Here is a 665-nt window from a genome sequence, read left to right as displayed (position 1 = left end):
TGGTTGCGCGGGCTCTATCTGACATCGGCGACGCAGGAAGGAGCGCCCATCGACCGGCTGACCGCGGCGCTGTCTTCGTCCTTCGGCCTGCCGCCGCGACGGGCGCTGCCCGCACCAAGGGTCGAAAAACGCAGCTTCTTCCTGAAGAACCTGCTGACCGAAGTCATCTTCAAGGAAGCGGGCCTCGGCACGTTCGATCCGCTGGCGCAACGGCGCCGCGCCTGGATCTGGCGGGGTGCGGCAGCCGCTTGCGCGGCGGCGGCATTGTTGGCCGGCGGGTTGTTCACCTGGTCCTATTTTGACAACCGCAACGCGATAACGGCCCAGGCAGGCCAGTTCGAAGCGCTGCAGACGCCGCTGACCTCCATCGCTGCAACGCCGGCATCGGTGGAGCAGCCCGCCATGGACGGCGCGCTCGGTGCGATGGACGCGGTCGCAACCGCCCGGAAAGCACCGCCTGGCGCCGCCCAGGATCTACTGGGACCATCGGCCTCCGCGGAAATGGTGCGGGCGCAGACCGACACGTACGATCATGCCCTGCGCAATATTCTTGAGCCACGCATGATCGCCTTGCTCGAGGCGACGATGTGGCGGCAGATCCGCGACCCGGATTTCATGCTCGGAGCGCTGAAAACCTATCGCATGATGACGGGCCTGTCTCAGAT

At 66.0% G+C, this 665-nt stretch carries 1 protein-coding gene; it reads left to right on the top strand.

Features of this window, described 5'->3' with window-relative positions; all coding sequences use genetic code 11:
* Positions 1–665: type VI secretion protein IcmF/TssM N-terminal domain-containing protein (locus EN914_RS37460; RefSeq protein ID WP_281034711.1), on the top strand; the 665-nt coding region annotated here is incomplete at both ends.

Source organism: Mesorhizobium sp. M7A.F.Ca.CA.001.08.2.1, assembly GCF_003998455.1.
Lineage (GTDB): Bacteria > Pseudomonadota > Alphaproteobacteria > Rhizobiales > Rhizobiaceae > Mesorhizobium > Mesorhizobium ciceri.
This window is presented reverse-complemented; position numbering and strand designations above follow the sequence as displayed.